General features: G+C 65.1%; 14 protein-coding genes. 8 read left to right on the top strand and 6 right to left on the bottom strand.

Annotation, left to right across the window (positions count from 1 at the left end; genetic code table 11):
- The first annotated feature begins 123 nt into the window (after positions 1–123).
- Both BKH28_RS08005 and BKH28_RS08000 read left to right on the top strand, forming a co-directional pair.
- A complete protein-coding gene (locus tag BKH28_RS08005; protein WP_256695547.1) occupies positions 124–1,449 on the top strand; it encodes a hypothetical protein in 1,326 nt (441 codons plus the stop codon).
- A 90-nt stretch (positions 1,450–1,539) separates the two neighbouring features.
- Positions 1,540–3,843, top strand: a complete 2,304-nt coding sequence (locus BKH28_RS08000; protein ID WP_075418307.1) for a TerD family protein — start codon at positions 1,540–1,542, stop codon at positions 3,841–3,843.
- Between the two features lie 123 nt (positions 3,844–3,966).
- Here BKH28_RS08000 and BKH28_RS07995 read toward each other — a convergent pair whose 3' ends face one another.
- Both BKH28_RS07995 and BKH28_RS07990 read right to left on the bottom strand, forming a co-directional pair.
- Positions 3,967–4,746 carry a VOC family protein gene (locus tag BKH28_RS07995; RefSeq protein WP_075418306.1) on the bottom strand — a complete coding sequence of 260 codons (780 nt, stop codon included), beginning with the start codon at positions 4,744–4,746 and terminating at the stop codon, positions 3,967–3,969.
- 126 nt (positions 4,747–4,872) lie between these two features.
- Positions 4,873–5,700, bottom strand: coding sequence for a helix-turn-helix domain-containing protein (locus tag BKH28_RS07990; protein ID WP_075418305.1), 828 nt, complete (start codon positions 5,698–5,700; stop codon positions 4,873–4,875).
- 319 nt (positions 5,701–6,019) lie between these two features.
- Here BKH28_RS07990 and BKH28_RS07985 point away from each other — a divergent pair, with 319 nt between their 5' ends.
- A complete protein-coding gene (locus BKH28_RS07985) occupies positions 6,020–6,511 on the top strand; it encodes a hypothetical protein (RefSeq protein ID WP_256695546.1) in 492 nt (163 codons plus the stop codon).
- Here BKH28_RS07985 and BKH28_RS07980 read toward each other — a convergent pair.
- From BKH28_RS07980 to BKH28_RS07970, 3 genes are all read right to left on the bottom strand, one after another.
- Entirely contained in the window at positions 6,499–7,620 is a 1,122-nt protein-coding gene (locus BKH28_RS07980) for a hypothetical protein (protein WP_256695545.1), read from the bottom strand. The genes BKH28_RS07985 and BKH28_RS07980 overlap by 13 nt on opposite strands.
- A 167-nt stretch (positions 7,621–7,787) precedes the next feature.
- Entirely contained in the window at positions 7,788–8,852 is a 1,065-nt protein-coding gene (locus tag BKH28_RS07975; protein WP_256695544.1) for a hypothetical protein, read from the bottom strand.
- A gap of 416 nt (positions 8,853–9,268) precedes the next feature.
- The gene (locus BKH28_RS07970) at positions 9,269–11,116 is read right to left on the bottom strand and encodes a phosphoenolpyruvate carboxykinase (GTP) (RefSeq protein ID WP_075418301.1); all 1,848 of its coding nucleotides are present in this window, start codon (positions 11,114–11,116) and stop codon (positions 9,269–9,271) included.
- A 243-nt stretch (positions 11,117–11,359) separates the two neighbouring features.
- Between BKH28_RS07970 and BKH28_RS07965 the strand changes: the two genes are divergently transcribed.
- The 4 genes from BKH28_RS07965 (at position 11,360) to BKH28_RS07950 (ending at position 15,493) form a co-directional block, all read left to right on the top strand.
- Entirely contained in the window at positions 11,360–12,205 is an 846-nt protein-coding gene (locus tag BKH28_RS07965) for an LppM family (lipo)protein (RefSeq protein WP_081380091.1), read from the top strand.
- 37 nt (positions 12,206–12,242) lie between these two features.
- Complete coding sequence (locus BKH28_RS07960) at positions 12,243–13,277, top strand: LppM family (lipo)protein (RefSeq protein ID WP_075418300.1); 1,035 nt, start codon at positions 12,243–12,245, stop codon at positions 13,275–13,277.
- A gap of 76 nt (positions 13,278–13,353) precedes the next feature.
- Positions 13,354–14,211 carry a hypothetical protein gene (locus BKH28_RS07955; RefSeq protein ID WP_075418377.1) on the top strand — a complete coding sequence of 286 codons (858 nt, stop codon included), beginning with the start codon at positions 13,354–13,356 and terminating at the stop codon, positions 14,209–14,211.
- Between the two features lie 400 nt (positions 14,212–14,611).
- Entirely contained in the window at positions 14,612–15,493 is an 882-nt protein-coding gene (locus BKH28_RS07950) for a hypothetical protein (protein WP_081380097.1), read from the top strand.
- A gap of 143 nt (positions 15,494–15,636) precedes the next feature.
- Here the strand turns inward: BKH28_RS07950 and BKH28_RS07945 are convergent, their stop codons facing one another.
- The gene (locus BKH28_RS07945; RefSeq protein ID WP_075418298.1) at positions 15,637–16,923 is read right to left on the bottom strand and encodes an adenylosuccinate synthase; all 1,287 of its coding nucleotides are present in this window, start codon (positions 16,921–16,923) and stop codon (positions 15,637–15,639) included.
- Between the two features lie 128 nt (positions 16,924–17,051).
- Between BKH28_RS07945 and BKH28_RS07940 the strand changes: the two genes are divergently transcribed.
- The coding region (locus BKH28_RS07940; RefSeq protein ID WP_075418297.1) for an LppM family (lipo)protein at positions 17,052–17,920 on the top strand (869 nt) is incomplete at its 3' end.

Here is a 17,920-nt window from a genome sequence, read left to right as displayed (position 1 = left end):
CGCAACAAAATATGCTGAGGAGTAGGCATTCAGCACACAGTGGCTGACGACATTGAACGGAGAGATCGTGTGAGCAGCGTGGCGATCAGCACTGTGAACGGTGCGGTGAACCCTGAGGTGGAGATGTCCAATCGCGTGGCTGCACTCATGGGAACCACCTTGACCGAGGCCGACGTGCACCGGTTCCTGCTCGAGGCCGCCGATCTCCTGGGAACCGAGTCCCTGTCCATGTATGGGCCCAATGTCTTCTTCCGCTGGAGGCTCGGGGAACGGGTCATCGAGATCGAGCCGCGCTATCACCGTTGGGATGACAAGTACTCCTTGCGCGTGGACTCCTACGATCCCACAATCCCCATTGATTCCGAGGAGTATCGGGATTTCAAGTGGGGCGAGGCCGAGGACTATCCGTACTTGTGGAAGGTGGAGCTGGGGAGGTCCCCGTTGGATGACTGGGGACCCGGCGAGGCCTACATCGTCAACTGGGAGATGTTCGAGGAGACCACGGCGAAGACTCTCGGCGGTCTCCCCGACGACGTGTCCCTCATGCCGCCGCAGTGGCGCCGTCCCTTCACCTTCCAATGGGACATGGGGGAATCCGAACTGGGTCTGGGGCTCGTCTCCTTCACCGGCACAGCCGAGGGTCTCACGGTCACCGTCGAGTCCACCGGGGAGGAGGTCCTCATCCCCCGCGATCTCCTCGGGAGCGAGGGCGGCCAGATCAGTATGCGCGACGTCGTCGCCGGCCTGGCCGGTGGGCGCCCTCTCATGGACATTCGCTTCGCCGGCTCCGAGGGCTTCGGCGACTACGGCGTCTTCGCCGCCAGCCCCAGCGGGGACGAGGATGAGAGGGCGAAGGACGATATCGAGTTCCTTCTGGAGGATCGGGGGAAGGACTCGCCCGGACCCGCGATGACGATGGACGACCTTCGCAGACTGGCCGCCTCCTCACCCGCACCCACCGGCCCCAACCGGCCACCGGTGAACTGGCAGGTCATACCGATGCGGATCGGGCTGTCCGTCCCCCAGATCCTCTCCGTCGTCGAGCAGATCCTCAGCGGAGCAGCCGTCGAAAGTGTGCTTAGACCGCTCGGCGGACGCCCTGACACCCGGCGGGGCCGCCCCGTTCTGCGCGGAGACGGCTGGCTCGCAGGGCAGTCGCACCTCTGCGGCACCTGGGGCATCGAGGTGGTCACTCACTCCGAGCGGGAAGCGGAGGATCGATTCTGTTTCGACAAGCGCCACGTCGCCGACTACGCCTGGCGCATCGCCCAGGCACTGGAGCAGCGCTACGGCTTCCCCTATGGAATACGCACCACGAACAACGGGTTCCTCATGCGCCTGTTCCAGGTCGGGGACCAGGGCGTCATGGTGTCAAGCGGCTTCAGCTCGGTGGAGGTGGAGATCGACTCCCTCAAGACGCTCCTGGAGAACTCCTACGGACGTTTCTGAGGCAGCTCAGCCCCCCCTTCCCCACCTCCGCTAGGCTCAAGCCGGTTCCGGGGCGCGGAGTCCCTGGACGGCGAGGCGTCAGGAGGCCCCGTGGGAGTCAATCAGTCCTCTGCGACGACGGCGGTCGACACAAAAGCCGGGGCAGCGGTCGGCGGTGTCCTTGGTACCGATGCCACCGCGGAGCTCAACGCGGTGACGATCCGCCGGCTCGGGGCCGTCTATTTCCCGCCGGGTCCCGACTTACCAACGCCATCACGCTCCGCGCCGCCGCAGGGTGAGGCTCCCGCGCCGCAGCGGGGCAGCAACGCAGGTGTCGACACGGCTCTGACTACGCTGCGCGCCCTGGGCTACCGGCTCTCCGATTCGGCACGGGATGCTCTCACCCGCCCCGAACAGGCCTGGGCACTGGTCAATGCCGCCGCCCGCCTCACCTCCGGCTCTCCGACCGCCGAGTACCGCCCCTTCTACCCCGACTTCCCCGTCCAGGTCCGCACCGCCTCCGAGGCCACGCTGCTGGTCAATGCCGCGCTGCACTACCTGGGCGACGTCGTCGGGGTCCGGATCCTGCCGGACTACCGGCCCAGCCCCCGTGAGCCCCTGCCGGGAGACGACGGCGCTCTCACCGGGCTGGACCTGGCCACGAAGCAGGATCTGGAGCGGATCGTGGCCGACCTCCTAGCCCAGGCGATCCCCTTCAGCGCCCAGGACCGCGCGGACCTGATGGCCCTGCGCAGCTTCGGTCCCGAGGTGGCGCCGCAGGTGGCGGTCAAGGAGAACCTTGCGGTCCTCACCGTCGCCTTCCCCGGACTGGACTTCTCCGGCTCCTACCGCGCCGTCACCGATGTGCTGCGCCTGGCGGTCGCTCTGGCGGGCGGCGACATCTCCCTGGCCGAGCCGTGCCGGTTCCCCTCCTTCTCCCGTGCGCAGCGGCGCCGGCTGCTGGGTCTGCTCGACGCCGTCGGGCAGACCCAGGACGGCCGGGACTCCGCCGAGGAGATGGCTCGACGCTCAGAGCGGTGGAAGCGGTTGGTCCGTCACCTGCGGGCCGGCGACTACGCGCGTCGCTTCCCACGCGCCACCGCGCTCCTGCGCCAGGTCGCCTCCGGGGACACCGAAGCGGGTTTCACCTCCCACCTGGAGGAGGCGCTTGCGCGTCGCGACGTCGAGGGAGCCCTCCGCCTGCTGACCACCCGCCCCGGGGTCTTCGCGCGTCGACTCAACCACCTGCTGCGGCTGTGCGGGGATGACGCCGCCCGCGAGCGCGTGGTCGCCGGGTTCGCCCGGGTCGCGCCCGAGGTCTCCCTGCCCGTCCTGGTGCGCCTGTGGGAGTACTTCTCCTCCCCCGGGCCGGAGGTCCTGCCCTGGCGGGTCGTCGCCATCAAGGCGGCCACGGGCGCCAAGACGACGCTCATCCCGTCCACCCGTCGCCCCGGCCCCGCCGACGCGGCGGTGGTTCGCGCCGTTGAGGAGGCCCTGCGCCAGCGGGGGCACCTGGGACGTATCGCCGTCGACCATGGGCTTTACGAGGGCTACACGGTGCCGTTGGGGCAGCGCTCGGCCTCGCCGGGCCTGCGCACGGCGGGGCGCGGCACCCGGCTGCCCCTGCCTGCGGGTGAGACGATCCGCTTCTTCCTGCACTGGCGCGACCTGCCGGAGGTCACGGAGCCCTCTGATCCTCCTGTCACCGTGAACAGCCGGGGGACGCGCGTGGACCTGGACCTGTCGGCCTTCTTCGTCTCCGAGGACTTCACGCGCACCGAGCAGATCGCCTACTACAACCTGCGCTCGACGGTGGCCGTGCACTCCGGCGACCTCACCTCCGCACCCAATGGAGCAGCCGAGTTCATCGACGTCACCCTCGCCGAGGCACTGAGGCAGGGCTGGCGCTACGTCGTCATGACGGTCCACTCCTTCTCCCACCACCCTCTGAGCGAAGTGCCCGAGTGCTGGGCGGGGGCGATGGCCCGCGGCGCGGACCCGCAGCGCGGTGAGGTCTTCGAGGCATCCACCGTCATGCAGCGCCTCGACCTGACCTCACCCGGATTCAACGCGACCCCGTTCGTCATCGATCTCGCTGAGCGTCGGCTCATCTGGTGGGACCTGCCCGTGGGGGTGGGCGAGCACCAGGTGGCGAACCTGGATCACAGCAGCAACCGAGTCCTGGCACACCTGCTCGACCTGTTGGAGGGCCGGCGTATGCCGCTGGCGCATTTGCTCGCCCTGCTGGCCGACGTCGTCGTCGCGGACGCCGATGCAGCCCAGCTGGTTTTCGGCGAGGGTGGGATCCTGCCGTGGCAGACCGAACGGATCCTGGCGCTGCTGGGCCCCGAGGAGGCCGCGGCGGAGGAATTCTTCAACGCGGGCGGGAGCGTCGAGGGACGAGAGGCGGGGTAACCTGGGCCGTGTCCGGCCATGAGGGTGCTTCCTTCTGCTCTTTCACAGCATCCCCAGCGCCCTCGCTCTCCGGACGCAGTCGGGCGGGGCCACCAGTGGCCCCGCCCGGCTATTGCACGAGGATCAGAAGGTGGTGAGCAGGAAGCGCGCACCGTGCGGGTCCGCGACCTCCACCATGCGCCCGAACGTGAAGTCGATGGGCTCGACGATGACAGTTCCTCCGAGCTCACGCACGCGCCGGGCTGCGGCGTCGGCGTCCTCAACCCCGAAGTAGATGCGCCAGCGCGAGGGGACCTCCTCACCGAAGTAGCCGGCCCTACCGACGCCGCTCACGGATCTGCCCCCGACGACGCTCGTGTAGAAGTCCTGCTCCTGGTCGGCGATGGTCAGCCGGCGGGTGGACCACCCGGCGACCTCCCGGTAGAAGCGCTCGGCCGGCTCCAGGTCACTGGCCAGGACGTCGAACCACACCGGCATCCCGGCCTGGTAGGGGTAGGGCCCCTCGCAGTCCTCGTCCTCCAGGAGTCCGACGACGTTGCCGTCAGGGTCGGAGGCGAGGGCGTAGGCCATGGTCTCCGTGACGTCAGTGGGTTCCACAACGACACCCCCACCGGCCCTCTCAGCGGCTCCGGCTGCGGCGCGGACGTCGTCGACCATGAAGCTCACCCGCCAGCCGGAGTCCCCGGGCGCGTCCTCGGCGGGCTCGAAGGAGCCGATGAGCCGGCCGTCGTGATGCACCTCGGTAGTCAGTGGCTCACCCGGTTCGGCACGGGTGATCTCCCAGCCGAGAAGGTCCCGGTAGAACGCGGCCGAGGCATCGATGTCTGGTGTGTACAGCTCGATCCAGCAGGGGAAGCCGGCAAGGCGTTCGGCGGGCTGGGCGTTGGCGGTGGTGTCGGTCATCGGTGGCTCCTTACGTGTCCGGCTGCATGTCGAGGGACGTCCTGACGCTCCACGACGGTAGCCCGGCCAGCGCGCCGCGAACGACTCCGATCCTGCTGTCCTGCCACACAGGGCCTCGGGCGGTCATCAGACCACCATCGCCGCCAGGGCCACGAGAACCGCTGGATCCCAGGGGAGGGCGGCGCGCACCGGCAGTGTGACGGGGCCGGCAACGGGACTCTCAGGGACACGCAGGCGCGCGACAAGAGGGGTTGTGGGGGCCAGCTGCTCGTGGACGCTGGCGCCGTCGGGAAAGATGGTGACAAGGATCCAGGGCGAGCCTGGGACCACTGGCAGCTCGACCTCGTCAATGTGTCGGCGCAGCGTGCCACTGGTCGGCAGCCCGCTGGGGATGGGGCGGGGAAAGGTACCTACCCACTGATAGGGGGCCGGCCCAAGCGCGCGGCGCATCTCCTCAGAGATGTCGAGGCGGATGCGGATCCTGGCCGCTGCCGGCACCAGGAGGCTCACGGCCGGCAGGGTTCGCTCGGCGACCCGGTCGGCGATGCGGCGCAGAGCGCCGGGCGCGGTCCCGACGTCGCGCAGGAAGCGGCGGCTGAAAGTGCCCACCGAGGTGTAGCCGACCTCGTGGCAGGTCTCCGCCACACCCAGCCGGTGGGTGATGAGGAGGTGCTTGGCCTCGTGCAGTCTCCATGCGGCCAGGTAGTCCATGGGCGAGGTACCGACGACGGATGTGAAGACCCGAGTGAGGTGGGAGGGGCTGTAGGCGAGATGCGCAGAGAGATCCCCCATGGTGACACGATCACGGAAACGGGTGCGCAGGTAGTGAGTGGCTCGCAGCGCCAGGTCGGCGGCGTTCTCGTCGAGCAGCCGACCCGTCTGCGCACCGTCGACGACTGGGACCGGGCGGGCCGATCCCGGCGACATGAGTCCGTCAGGCGGGTACTGGCACATGGCAACACGTTACACAGCGGTGACCTCCGAAACGCCGACTCGCCTCCTGGGAAGCGGACCGTGTGCACGGCCCGCCCATGGCGAAGAAGGTGGAGTCTCCTTTGCTGAAGGAACCGCCAGCTGATGCCCTGTGACAGGCCGCTTCGCAGACGACCTGTCTTGCTACGCTACAACGGCAGTTGAAGCACACCCAGAAAACGAACCGATGTCGACTCCTCAGAACCAACCCCCGTTCCAGCCGCCGTACCAGCCCCCGTATCAGGCCGTACCTCCTTACGGACAGCAGCGCCCCCGCCCGACTCACGTCGGAAAGCTGGTCGTGGCGATCATCCTGTTCATCCTCGGCCCACTGATGGGACTGTTCATCGGGGGCATCGGTTCCGCCATCGTCGCCGCCAGCATCGCCACCAGTGGAGACGTCGTCACCAACGGAGAGCAGGTCACCCTGAGCAGCAATGACGAACGCGCCCTGTACGTGCCGAAGGACGCCATCGTCAACAGCTGCGCCGTCACTGCACCTGACGGCAAGGAGGTCCCCACCTCTTACAGCGGCGGGATGAACATCTCCAACAACGACGGCGATTTCAGCTCGGTTCTCACATTCACGGCTGACAAGGCGGGAGATTACCGGGTCTCGTGCGAGGGCCTGGATGACACCGACGCGATCCTCGTGGGCCCCACCCTCACGTTCAGCAAGTTCACGGTGCCCGTCGTCGCCGGCCTGGCCACCGGGGCGATCTGCTGGATCATTGCGGCCATCCTTCTCATCCGGCGCCACCGGGCCCTGGCCGCGCAGAATCAAGCGGCATGACCTCGATGAGGAGCCACTAAGCCGATCCCGCGTTCGAGGATCTCGCGCTCCTCCTGCATGCCCGCATCCCCAAGGGGAACATAACGACCGGTCTCCCGGGTCGCACCATGGGCGATCCCCCAGAGCCATATCGCCTCGCACCTGGCGACCAGCTGCTCCTGCCTGCGTTGAAAGCTCCCCCATGTGACACCGGCACCATCCAGGGCCAGGTGCCTCCCGTTGGCGTAGACGACGAAGATCCGGTCCCCGGCGACGAACAGTCCGGAGCGGGACTCCGGCCAGACGCACGAGCGTCTCCCGACGCGAATCCCCTGTTCGTCCACGACGACTCGCTGGAAGCACTCGTAGATCTTGTAGAGCGGATACGCCACGGTGACCGGTCCGAGCAGAAGGAAGAGCACCGCGAAGGCGACATCAGACCCGCTGAGCGGCTTTGTCTCGAAGAACAGCTGCTGACCGCCCATCACCATGAACAGCACCCCCATGCCGATGAGAAAGAGCCCGCCGTTGCACAGGTGTTCCTTGATTCTGCGCCAGACCGGGGTGCAGAACATAAGACGACTCTTTCGCGTCATCTTGTCGGCCCCATGGTTCTGACGAGCCTCCACCAGCCGAGGATCCTCGTGAACCGACTCAGCGTCAGAGACGATCCAACCGTGTCGGCGGACATAATTCAACATGGCCTGGAGAGCAGCAGAGCCCCTGTTGCTGGAATCATCCAGCGTCATGCCAAGAACACAACCTGGAAGCCTGATGAGATCATCACGATCACCATTCACGAGTACGATCCGAGTTCGATCAATTCCTCCTTCGTATCCAGGCGCAGTCATATCAAGCGTCGAAAGTGTGAACCTTGAGAGCACTGACGTCCAAGGACGTCGCTCAGTGAACAGAAGACGCCGCATCTCAACACCGGACTCACTCAGAACAGTTCTACGTCGCGTAACATTCACCCCCCAGAACGTCGGAATACCGAGCATCACAAGAATAATCATGTCATCGGAGCGATCGAAGCCGTTCACCAGCGATCCCAGCACCTGCGCCCCCGTTAACGCCATCCAGGAGACTCCCACAACAGCCGCCGCCATCGCGGCGTACCGAACGGGCACCGACCGCCTCAGGATCAGGCGTCCATCCGAGGTCTCAGTCGTCCATCCTCGCAGTGAATTGCTCCTAACTAGACGCCTGCTCCTGGAACCTCCAGAGGCGTTCCCGGAGCCACCAGAACGGCTCGTAAAAGACATCATCACACGTCACCCTTCCCCAGGAAATGCAATCAATCATCGAATGTGGCCGATGACCTCAATCCTGCACGCACCTCAAACACTTCTCGGTCTCGTTGCATATCTTCGTCCCGAAGACGGATATATCGGTCATGCTCTTCCGCGACACCATGAGTCACCCCCCCCCAGAGCCATATGGATTCACACTGAGCTATCGCCCTCTCCTGCCGTTTTTTAAAGCCACCGGCCCTCAGACCCGTCGCAGGCAGGGGGACGGGGGAAGCATCGCGCCCCGCTAAGAAGACTCGATCGCCTGCGACATACAAGTCAGAGCGGGACTCCGGCCATGGAATAACCCGTCCCTTAACTTGAATCCCGGCTCGGCAGACCAACGTCCTCCGAAAGCAGGACACTATTCCCACCAATAGAATCACCGCGGGAATGGCGCCAAGAATGAGTAGAGCCACTCCGAGCATTACACACCAAATATCGCGAGCGTCATCCCTGAGTACGTCCTGCGCTCCCGCGAGGGGGAGTGCAGCCATGAAGAACATGATCACACTCCAGTTGCACATCATTTCCTTCAGCTTCCGCACAGCGGGAGCACGATAGGTCAACTCCTTTCGATTCGCGATCGCCTCCCTATCTACCTCTCCGCGAGCCCGGACCATTTCAGGATCTGCCTGAAGATTATCGAGACCGGAGACCACCCAACCTTTCTCCTCGGCGAATGACCAAATCCGCTCAATCATGTATTCGCCTTCCATGCAGGATACGCTTCCCGGCAGCCTGATAAGGTCGTTCAGGGCCCCATTGACCAACATCAATCGATTTCGGTAGATGAACGGGCCATACGGAGAGTGCGTACCAATTTCGATAGTGGAGAAGGTTATTTTCGATCGAGTTACGGGCCAGGGGCGCAACTCCGCGAAGAACAGTCCCTGCATCTCAATACCCGATTCACTGAAAACAGTTCGGCGCCGCAATGTGTTAACCGCCCACGCGAGCGCTCCTACAGTGAGACAGAGAAGGAAGTGAGCATCTCCCGGCGAAAGAGAATCGATCAGGCGCACATTAAGAAGGATCAACCACGCAATTGAGATGAATGTCACTGCCACTGCAGCCAGTCTCACGAATTTCGACCTACGCAGAATCAATCTGCAGTCGTCCTCATGAATACACTTGAGAGTAGCCCACCCCCTAAAGGGATTCTTGAGGCGCACAAAGGAACCGTCTGGGGTATAGCGACCAACACCATCTTCGCCTAGAATGCCGCGGACATTACTTACGTAGAAGTTTTCTCGACGTTCCACTCTCAACACCTCCGCATGGCGCACCGCGGTTCGATGCAGCACCATAGATGGCCCACCTGCCCGCCGTATTATTTCCACTATATTCCCTTACGTCACACAAATCTGCCCGTCACGATGGGCACCACTCACCACCTCGGTGCGACAGAGAGACGGGGGCTCCCACCAGCGAACCGGTGGGAGCCCCCGTCAGAGTCCTTCTCAGGGAAGGCTCTTAGTCGCGATCAGGCATTCTTGGCCTTGGCGATGCGCTCACGGAACTTGGCGAGCTGCTCCTTGATGGCCTCGGGCAGCTTGTCACCGAACTGCTTGTAGTACTCCTCGGTGTCGTCCATCTCAGCGGCCCAGGCCTCGGGGTCGATGTCATACATCTTGGCCCACTCCTCCTCGCCCAGGTCGAGACCCTCGAGGTTGAAGTCCTCGAACTTGGGGTAGCGGCCGGTAACACCGTCGACGGCCTCGACCTCGCCGGAGGCGCGGCGCACGATCCAGTCGAGCACACGGGAGTTGTCGCCGTAGCCGGGCCAGATGAACTTGCCGTTCTCGTCCTTGCGGAACCAGTTGACCTGGTAGACCTTGGGGAAGTTGTCGCCCAGCTTCTCCTGCATCTCCAGCCAGTGCGACCAGTAGTCGGCCATGTGGTAGCCGCAGAAGGGCAGCATGGCCATGGGGTCGTGACGCAGGGAGCCAACCTTGGCGTCCAGGGCGGCGGCGGTGACCTCGGAGGCCACGGCGGAGCCGATGAACACGCCGTGGGCGTTCTCGTACTGCTCGGCGACCAGCGGCACGTTGGTGGCGCGGCGACCGCCGAAGAGGATGGCGTCGATGGCCACGCCCTCAGGGGCCTCCCAGTCGGGGCAGATGATCGGGCACTGCGAGGCCGGGGTGGTGAAGCGGCTGTTGGGGTGGGCGGCCTTCTTGCCCTCGGCGGCGTCAGCCGGGGTGAAGTCGTTGCCCTGCCAGTCGATGAGGTGCTCCGGCATCGGGGCGTCGATGCCCTCCCACCACACGTCACCGTCGTCGGTCAGGGCGACGTTGGTGAAGATGGTGTTGGCCTTCATGGTGTCCATGGCCATGGGGTTGGTGTCGTAGGAGGTGCCGGGGGCGACGCCGAAGAAGCCGGCCTCGGGGTTGATGGCGCGCAGGCGGCCGTCCGGGCCGGGACGCATCCAGGCGATGTCGTCACCGACGGTCTCAACCTTGTAGCCCGGGATGGTGGGCTGAAGCATGGCGAGGTTGGTCTTGCCGCAGGCGCTCGGGAAGGCGGCGGTGACGTGGTACTGCTTGCCGCTCTTCTCATCGGTCAGACGCAGGATGAGCATGTGCTCGGCCATCCAGCCGTCGCGGCGGGCCATGGTCGAGGCGATGCGCAGCGCGTAGCACTTCTTACCCAGCAGGGCGTTGCCGCCGTAGCCGGAGCCGAAGGACCAGATTTCGTTGGTCTCCGGGAAGTGGGTGATGTACTTCTCGTCGTTGCAGGGCCAGGCGGTGTCCTTCTCGTGCTCGGCCAGGGGGGCGCCGACGGAGTGGACGGCCGGGACCCAGGGGCGGCCCTCAGCGATGAGGTCCATGGCGGCCTGACCCATGCGGGTCATGATCCGCATGTTGACCACCACGTAGGGGGAGTCGGTCAGCTCGATGCCGAGCTGAGAGATGGGACCGCCCAGGGGCCCCATGGAGAAGGGGATCACGTAGAGGGTCCGGCCGCGCATGGCGCCGTCGAACTTCTCGTTGAGGATCTTCTTCATCTCGGCCGGGTCGTACCAGTTGTTGGTCGGACCGGCGTCCTCCTCCTTCTCGGAGCAGATGTAGGTCCTGGACTCCACGCGGGCGACGTCGCTGGGCAGGGAGCGCGCGAGGAAGGAGTTGGGGCGCTTGTCGGGGTTGAGGCGGGTGAACATGCCCGACTCCACCATCTCGGTGGTCAGGCGGTCCCACTCCTCCTGAGAACCGTCCGCGAAGTAGACGTTCTCGGGCTTGGCCAGCTCGGCGATACGCGTGACGAATTCGATGACATCCTCTGGGGCGTTAGCCGGCGCGGCAGCTCGGACGTCCTTCTCAGACACAGTCATGCGAGTCCCTTCCTTGGGTATGTTGATCCGGTGAGCGCGCCGTTGCCGGTTTGCTCGGTCGAGGGCAATACTCCCCCACCTGGCGCCCCAGGTCACATCGCCGAAGGTCCCAACTCGGGCTCTCTCCTCGGCCATACCGGCATGTGATCGGCCACATTTGGGAGGATGGCGGCTTTTGCCGCCTTTGAAACAGCGTTGTTCTGCCCTCAGTGAAGGTCCAGTGCGAGCGTGTAGCGTGCCCGCATGTCCGTCGCGCCGTCCTCCGCGTCCAGTTCCACGCACTCCTCGCCGCGCACTCGGCCCCGTCCGCCGGCACACCGGGCTGTCCGACCGGCCGTGGTGGCGACCGCCTCCTGTCTGGCGCTGTCCGCCTGCACCGCCCACATGGACATGACCATCAACTCGCGGGGCAGCTACGACGTCGCCCTGGAGATGCGCGATACGACCGGAACCGTCTTCCCCCAGGGCAAGGCCCCCGACTGCTCGGCCTACTCCGACCCCACCGCTCTGGGCGTGCCTGAGGGCACCACGGTCAAGGCAACCCCGCTCACCGGCGACGACGGACTCGGCTGCCAGGTCACCATCAGCGGGGTCAAGGTCCCCCAGGCATCGCAGGCCGAGCCGAACACGATCGTCGTGCGCGACGGCGACATCTACAAGGTGACGATCCAGCCCTTCCCGTCCGATCCTTCTCAGGACACCAACGGGACCGGAGGCGCAGCAGGAGGCGCACCGGAGGCCTCAGCCGCGCCGTCGGGCGGCCCGGGCGGGCCCCAGCCGAGCAGCACCTCCTTCAGGGGCGTCGTCGACACCAAGGTCTCAGTCACTTTTCCTGGCGCAGTGACACAGTCCGGTGGGGGCAAGGTCTCGGGCACCACAGTCACCTGGGACGATCCGGACACGGTGGCCAAAGGCGTGAGCGCCTCGGGCTACGCCCAGGACTCCCGAGGCGTGTCGTGGTGGAGCCGCTCCCGTGTTTGGCTGATCGCGGGGCTGATCCTGCTCGGCGGCGGTCTGACTGTGGCCGTCCTGCGGCGACACGGCACCCGTCACGCACCACGGAAGCAGCGCAAGGGCGACGCCGAGTAGCCACCGAGCCGTCACAGCACCGTTCTAGACTCGACGCATGACTCATTCCTCCCGCACTGTCAGGCGACCCGTGGTCGTGGCGATACTGTCCGGCCTCGCACTGCTCCTGGCCGGCTGCGGGGCTCGCTACGACTTCGTCATCCGAGACAACGAGACAGCCGACCTGACCTACACCATGTGGGACTCGTCGGAGCTGTCGCTCATCAGCAGGGAGAGCTGTACCGAGAAGAATCTCGAGAAGTCCACTCCTCTGCCCAAGGGCGTCAAGGCGGTCTACACCTACACGTCCCACAACGGGCATCCGGCGTGTCAGGTCACGGCCAAGTCGGTTGCGCTCAACAAGCTGCAGACCGACGTCTGGACGATCAAGCACAAAGGAGGGCAGTACGTCTTCGACCTGTCCCCCGACGCATTGAGCAAGCTCGGTGACGACAGTTCCCTCCCCTCTTCCCGGAGCGTCACAGGGGGGACGAAGGTCTCGATTACCGTGACCTTTCCCGAAGAGGTGACCAAGTCCAACGGAAGGAATGACGGTAACAAGGTCACCTGGGACAACGTGTTGGAGAACCCTGAGGCTCTCCACGCCGAGGGCGGGGACGGGAAGTTCCACCTGCAATGGTGGATGATTGCGGCGGCCAGCACCGTCGTTCTCCTCATCGTTGTCGGTGTCGTGGTGTACCTCCTGAGGGCCCGCCGAGCCCAGCGACTGACTCCGACGCCCTCATACAACGAGGCCCTTCAGGGGGCCGTGGCCACCGACGCCATGCCTCCGGAGGTCTATATCGGTGGGCCGTATCAGTCTCCCCCCGGCCCACTGCAGCCGATGCAGGGGTCAACCCATCCCTATCCCGTCACCAACCTTCGCGACGGCTATGCCCCCTATGCTGATCCGGGTCTGGGTGCCGGCGCCTTCCCGCCGCCCCAGGTACCCGGAGGCGCGGGCGTCTTCAGCACCTACGGGGCCCAGGAAGAGGGCGGACATCACTCGCCCGGACCGGGGTACACGCAGATGCCCTATCAGGAAGGGCACAGTCCCGCGGACTTCCGGCCCCCGCCTCAGCAGCCCCGGTGACGTTCCACCCGGGTCGGGGAACGGTCCCCATGAGGATCCGGTTACAACCTGGCATCTGAACCGCTACTGTGTGGGCATGACATCTGCCATCACTCGCCGCATCCCTAGACCCTTCTCCGTGTTGACGGCTCTTGCCGCCCTGGCCCTGTCCACGCCCCTCGCACTGGTCGGTGCCCCGGGGCACGCTGCTCCTGCTGCCGACGAGAGCTCCGTCAGCTTCAAAGGCTCCATGGACATCGTGGTCCGCTCCGATGACACGTACAGCCTCAAGGTCGAGATGACCACCAGCTCAGAGATTCCGCTGGAGGACTCGTGCACTGAAGAGGCCTTCAAGACCCCGGGCGCCAAGAGCGTTAAGGATCTGAAGGTCAACTTCAAGGAAGAGGGAGACACCGCCACCTGCACCGCGGAGGGATCCGCGAAGGTCTCCGAAAGCAAGGGAGAGGTGACCCACAAGAACGGCGAGTACATCGTCGAGACCCCCGACTTCGGCATTGGCTCCAGTGACAACGAGAACATCTCCTTCTCTCAGTCGGTGACCTTCCCCGGCAAGGTCACCGAGGCCGACGGCGGTGAGGTCAAAGGCAACAAGGTCACCTTCACCGACGGCTCAGCTCACACGGTGAAGGGCAAGGACGGCGCCATCCCCATGTGGGTCTGGATCCTCGTCGGGGTCGGTGCCCTCGCGCTGGTCGGCGGACTGGCCGCCTTCTTCATCCTCCGCGGCAAGAAGAACAAGGCCCAGGCACCCTACGGGGCTCCCGGCCAGGGATACGACCCGAACCAGGCGCTCCCGGCCCAGCCCGGCCAGGGATATGACCCGAACCAGGCGTTCCCGGCCCAGCCCGGCCAGCAGACCGGCTACGGCGCCCCGCAGGCCCAGCCCGGCCAGCCTCCGTACGGCAACGGTCAGCCCGGCCAAGGCACCTACTGATTCATTCCCTCCTCCCGGTGTTGTGGCCCCATGATCTGATGATCCGGGGCCACAACACCGTTCTTCGCATCGTCTTCCCCCATGCGGGGCCCCATCAGCGCCGACCATCGAGGGTGAGGACTATGACGGTGACTGCCCCCGGCACCGCATCTCTGACGCACTGGTGGATACGAACACCTTGGACCGCGCTGCATGATGCCTCCGGGGCCGTACCACCCCCTCCCGGCCACCAGTCAGGTCCCACTTCTCCATCTGACGCTGAAGCCCTACGACAACCAGGAACTTCACACCCAGCGGCAGCGGCCCCTACGCCGCGCCCCCTCGCCCCATCCTCGCAACGTGAAGGCCATCCATGCGCTACCCCCTCCTGAGGCACACTCCAGCCACGAGTCTCGTCGGCATGCTCTGTCTCACCGCCTCGCTCCTCCTGGCGGTGGTGACAGTCCCTGCGAGTGCCGCAACCCCTGCAGAGGACTCGGGCAAGAGCACGGCCGGCGTTGAGATCGTCATCAAGTCCGATGACGAGGTGAGGACCACCTTCGTGACCACTGCACCGGCCTCCGGGGAGGAGATCCTGAAAAAGTCCTGCGTCGAGGAGAACTTCTCACAAGCTTCTTCCAAACCCGAGATGACCTTCTCCAACGAGAACGGAACACCGACCTGTAGGGCCATGTTCAACACACCTATATCCAAAAACGACTACGTGAGTCATAACGGGAATGAGTACGTCGTCGACACCCACCTGGACTCCGTATCCGAGGCGGACAAGGAGAAGACGGTGGCCCTCACAGTCATCTTCCCAGGAAAGGTGACGGATGCCGATGGAGGAAAGGTCGAGGGAGACGGACAGAACAAGGTCTCATTCGACAACTTCTACGATCACAAGACCCGAGGTCAGGACAACGCCAAGGCCTCCTCTCAGGCAACATCCACATCCAGCTCAAAAGCTGGACTGACGATCATCATCGTGATGCTCGCGTTCATCGCGGTCGTCGGTGGAGTCATCGCTTTCGTCGGCAACGAGAACAAGAAGAAACGAGAGCAGAAGTACCTGGCTGCGCTGGAGCAGCAGCCTCTCCAAGCAGGTGCGCTCGGCTCCGTCTCCCAACCACTCACGTATCCCGCGCCGACGCAGGGAGGCCCGGCTCCAGCGCAGCCCTTCCAGGCGCAGCCCAGTTATTCGCCCACTCCCCAGCCGTACCAGCAGAGCCCCAATCCCGTACCGTCGGGAACCGGCGGGCTGTACCCGCCGCCGAACCAGAATGGTTACAGCAGCTACTGAGCTCAGCGACACATACTCAGGCCACGCCGATGACAAGGCCCCTCGGGCCTGTCGCAGAGATCCGGGATGCAGGACACGGCCTCACCGGCCACGGGCTGCGCACGGCCGGTCACGCGGCCGGCCGTGCGGTCACCTCGAAGCCATCAGCCGATGAGCGGGTGACGTGAGATCGTGGCTTCACGCCCCGGCCCGACACCGATCGCGGAGATGCGGCAGCGGGCCAGCTCCTCGATGCGCAGCACGTAGTCCTGGGCCGCCTGAGGCAGGTCGGCGAAGTTGCGGATCTCACTGATGTCCTCGCTCCATCCGGGCAGCTCCTCGTAGACGGGGACTGCGTGGTGGAAGTCGGACTGGGTCAGCGGCATCTCCTGGGTGATGGCGCCGTCGATGTCATAGGCGATGCACACCGGAATGGTCTCGTGCCCGGTGAGGACGTCGAGCTTGGTCATCACCAGGTCGGTGAGCCCGTTGACACGTGCCGCGTACCGGGTGACGACGGCGTCGTGCCAGCCGCAGCGGCGCGGCCTGCCGGTGGTGACCCCGAACTCGCCGCCCTCGGTGCGAAGGCGCTCACCCATGTCATCAAGCAGCTCGGTGGGGAAGGGCCCCTCCCCCACACGAGTCGTGTAGGCCTTGACGACGCCGACGACCGAGTCGATCCGGGTGGGGCCCACGCCGGTACCGGTGCAGGCGCCGCCGGCAGTGGGATTCGAGGAGGTGACGAAGGGGTAGGTGCCGTGGTCGATGTCGAGCATCGTGGCCTGGCCGGCCTCGAACAGGACGGTCTTGCCCTCATCGAGGGCGTTGTTGAGCAGCAGCGAACAGTCGACGACCATGGGGCGGACCCGATCGGCGTAGGAGAGCAGCTCGTCGGCGACTGCGTCGGCATCGATGGCGGCCCGGTTGAAGACCTTGAGGAAGAGGCTGTTCTTCTGGTCCAGGGCGGAGTGGACCTTCTGACGCAGGATCGACTCGTCGAAGAGGTCTTGGACGCGGATGCCCACGCGGTTCATCTTGTCCGCGTAGGTGGGGCCGATCCCTCGGCCCGTGGTGCCCAGCTGCCGCGAGCCGAGGAAGCGCTCGGTGGTGCGGTCCAGAACCCGGTTGTAGGAGGGGATGATGTGGGCGTTGGCGCTGATGAGGAGGCTGGAGGCGTCCTTGCCACGGGAGGTGATCTCAGCGATCTCGTTGAAGAGGACCTCCAGGTCGACGACAACGCCATTACCGATGATGGGGGTGACCCCGGGAGTGAGCACGCCGGCCGGCAGGAGGTGGAAGGCGAACTTCTCGCCGTCGATGACGACGGTGTGTCCGGCGTTGTTGCCGCCGTTGAACTTAACGACGTAGTCGACGTCCTGACCGAGCTGGTCAGTCGCCTTGCCCTTTCCCTCGTCCCCCCACTGGGTCCCGACGACGACAACGGCTGGCATGGCTGCTCCCTGGCTTCAGTGACGGCGTGCCGGTGGACACGCCGTCCTCTAGCGTACCGGAGCCGGGTGGAGAGGTCCCCGCCATCGTTCCCCTACCAACCGGACGAAGAGACGATACGGTGGGGTACATGCCTGATGTCGCCGTCCGCCGTTTCTCCGCACTGCGCTCTGCGCTAGTGGCCTTCTTCGTCCTGACCGTATCCGCCGCCCTGGGCGGCGCGCCTGCGTACGGCCTTCCGACAGGCACGGACTCGTCAGCCCTGTTTGAGGTCGCTGCCAAGATCATCGTCGAAGAGGACGACACCTACACGGTGAAGGTGGTCGTGACCGACAACACCAGCGTCGGATTCCTGACCGAGAGCGACTGCGACGGGGACTCATTCAACGGCAACAAGCTCGGCAGCAAAGCGACAGCCACATTCAGGAACAACGGAGACTCCCGAACCTGCACCATCGAGGGCAGCGACAATATCAAGAACAGCAATGGCCAGATCACGCACACGGGTGATGAGTACATCGTCAAGGTCGGCGACTCGACCGAGCCATCCTCCTCACCACAGTCCGATCAGGTGAAGCTTTCCCAGTCCGTCACTTTCCCTGGCAAGGTCACCGAGGCCGACGGCGGTGAGGTTAACGGCAACAAGGTCACTTTCGACAACATGGATCCCCATGAGGTCAAGGGGAAGGCCTCCAGCGCATCGGCCGGCAGCACGCAGGACTCCGAAGGGGAGAGCGGCTCCATTCCCATGTGGGTCTGGGTACTTGTCGGCGTGCTCGCCGTGGTCATCGTGGGCGGTATCGTGGCCGCGGTTGTCATGAATCAGAGGAAGAAGAACCAGGGCCAGTTCGTTCCTTACGCAGCTCCCGCTCAGGGCTACGACCCCAACCAGGCCCTTTTCGGTCAACCGGGTCAACCGATGCACCAGCCCTACCAGCCGGCCTACACAGAACCCGCCACCCAGCCCTACCAGCAGCCGTACAACAACCAACCGGGCCA

This window comes from Actinomyces oris (assembly GCF_001937665.1).
In the GTDB taxonomy this organism is placed as follows: domain Bacteria; phylum Actinomycetota; class Actinomycetes; order Actinomycetales; family Actinomycetaceae; genus Actinomyces; species Actinomyces stomatis.
Note: the sequence above shows the minus strand (reverse complement) of the source record. Positions and strands in the feature narration are given on the sequence as shown.

What these genes read in the sequence shown, in the direction of transcription:
- BKH28_RS08005 (WP_256695547.1), top strand. Translation starts at nt 124, where the DNA reads ATGTCCAATCGCGTGGCTGCACTCATGGGAACCACCTTGACCGAGGCC.
- BKH28_RS07995 (WP_075418306.1), bottom strand. Translation starts at nt 4,746, where the DNA reads ATGACCGACACCACCGCCAACGCCCAGCCCGCCGAACGCCTTGCCGGC.
- BKH28_RS07990 (WP_075418305.1), bottom strand. Translation starts at nt 5,700, where the DNA reads ATGTGCCAGTACCCGCCTGACGGACTCATGTCGCCGGGATCGGCCCGC.
- BKH28_RS07970 (WP_075418301.1), bottom strand. Translation starts at nt 11,116, where the DNA reads ATGACTGTGTCTGAGAAGGACGTCCGAGCTGCCGCGCCGGCTAACGCC.
- BKH28_RS07965 (WP_081380091.1), top strand. Translation starts at nt 11,360, where the DNA reads ATGTCCGTCGCGCCGTCCTCCGCGTCCAGTTCCACGCACTCCTCGCCG.
- BKH28_RS07960 (WP_075418300.1), top strand. Translation starts at nt 12,243, where the DNA reads ATGACTCATTCCTCCCGCACTGTCAGGCGACCCGTGGTCGTGGCGATA.
- BKH28_RS07955 (WP_075418377.1), top strand. Translation starts at nt 13,354, where the DNA reads ATGACATCTGCCATCACTCGCCGCATCCCTAGACCCTTCTCCGTGTTG.
- BKH28_RS07950 (WP_081380097.1), top strand. Translation starts at nt 14,612, where the DNA reads ATGCTCTGTCTCACCGCCTCGCTCCTCCTGGCGGTGGTGACAGTCCCT.
- BKH28_RS07945 (WP_075418298.1), bottom strand. Translation starts at nt 16,923, where the DNA reads ATGCCAGCCGTTGTCGTCGTCGGGACCCAGTGGGGGGACGAGGGAAAG.